The organism is Rhizobacter sp. P2_H2 (assembly GCF_056403375.1).
Window position 1 is genome coordinate 1 of the sequence record NZ_JBFUFP010001109.1, and the last position, 1,719, is coordinate 1,719.

Annotated in this window: 2 protein-coding genes and 1 pseudogene; all 3 read left to right on the forward strand. The window is 70.5% G+C overall.

Going from position 1 to position 1,719, the window contains the following annotated elements:
- Positions 1 to 529 (forward strand): annotated as a pseudogene (locus AC1D15_RS30560) (lipopolysaccharide assembly protein LapB); the annotation flags it as partial.
- On the forward strand, positions 529 to 1,479 hold the full coding sequence (rfaE1, locus tag AC1D15_RS30565) for a D-glycero-beta-D-manno-heptose-7-phosphate kinase (protein ID WP_477828983.1): 951 nt from the start codon (positions 529 to 531) through the stop codon (positions 1,477 to 1,479). The pseudogene AC1D15_RS30560 and the gene rfaE1, both read left to right, overlap by 1 nt.
- Positions 1,476 to 1,719, forward strand: a 244-nt coding sequence (locus AC1D15_RS30570) for an NAD-dependent epimerase/dehydratase family protein (protein ID WP_477828984.1), incomplete at its 3' end; no start/stop codon positions are given. The genes rfaE1 and AC1D15_RS30570, both read left to right, overlap by 4 nt.

Here is a 1,719-nt window from a genome sequence, read left to right on the forward strand (position 1 = left end):
CAGCGCGGCCCCGCAGGCGGCCCGCCCGATGGTGGTGGCCGGCCAGCGCGCCTTCGCGCGCGGCGACCATGCGCAGGTCATGCAGGCCTGGGGCGAGCTGATGACGACGCACCCGGTCGCTTTCAACCTGGTGGCTCGCGACTATGCGAACAGCGCGATCGCCGCAGGCGACGCCACCGGTGCCCTGGAACGGCTGCGCGCGCTGTACGGCCGCGCGCCGACGATGGACCTGCTGGCCGCGATCACGCTGCTCGATCCCGGTGCCGCCGTGCAACGCGGCCGCCTGCTGACGCACCTGCAGACGCAGCCCAGCCTGTCGGCCGCGCAGGAGCTGCTGCGCGTCAGCGCCGGCGACACGCTGAGCAGCGACGAGACGCAGGGCCTGCGCGAGGCCATCGGCCGCGCCGCGAAGCCGCTGCAGCGCTACCGCTGCGCGGCCTGCGGCTTCGAGGCACAGCACTATTTCTGGCAATGCCCGGGCTGCCTGAGCTGGGACACCTACCCGCCGCAACGCCTGGAGGATTTGTGATGACGGCTTCGATAGCTCCCGATCGCCTGGCGCGCGCCCGCGTGCTGATCGTCGGCGACGCGATGCTAGACCGCTACTGGTTCGGTGCGGTCGACCGCATCYCGCCGGAGGCGCCGGTGCCGGTGGTGCGCGTGAACCGCGAGGAAGAGCGCCTGGGCGGCGCGGCCAACGTCGCGCTGAACGTCAAGACGCTGGGCGCGCAGGCGACGCTGCTGACGGTGGTCGGCAACGACGAGCCGGCGCAGAAGCTGCAGCGGCTGCTCGAGCAGCAGGGCGTCAACACGGTGCTCGGGCGCGATCCGCAGCTCTACACCATCGTCAAGCTGCGCGTGATCGGCCGCTCGCAGCAGCTGATCCGCGTCGACTTCGAGAACCAGCCCGACCACGAGGTGCTGTCGGCGATGCTGGGCGACTACGAGCGCGAGCTGGCCCGCCACGACGCGGTGCTGTTCTCCGACTACGGCAAGGGCGGGCTCACGCACATCCCGCGCATGATCGAGCTCGCGCGCGCCGCCGGCAAGCCGGTGCTGGTCGATCCGAAGGGCAGCGACTACAGCCGCTACGCCGGTGCCACGGTGATCACGCCGAACCGTGCCGAGCTGGCGCAGGTGATCGGCGCCTGGGGCAGCGAGGCCCAGCTTCACGAGCGCACCCAGGTGCTGCGCCGCGAGCACGGGCTCAGTGCGCTGATGCTGACCCGTTCGGAAGAAGGCATGTCGCTGTTCGACGAGAACGCCGACGGCAGCGACGGCCACACCCACGTGCCGGCGCAGGCGCGCGAGGTGTTCGACGTGACCGGTGCCGGCGACACGGTGATCGCGACGCTGGCCGCGATGCTCGCGTGCGGCATCAACCTGCGCGAGGCCATGCCGATCGCCAACCGCGCCGGCGGCATCGTCGTCGGCAAGTTCGGCACGGCCAGCGTCAGCTACGAGGAGTTGTTCGAATGAAGGTGGTGGTTACCGGCGCAGCCGGCATGATCGGCAGCAACATCGTCCACGGGCTCAACGCCATCGGCATCGACGACGTGATCGCCGTCGACGACCTGACCGACGGCCCGAAGTACCGCAACCTGCTGGGCGCGAAGCTCAGCGACTACTTCGACAAGGGCGAGTTCTACACGCGCTTCGCGAACGGCGACTTCGGCAAGGTCGACGCGGTGCTGCACCAGGGCGCGTGCTCCGACACGA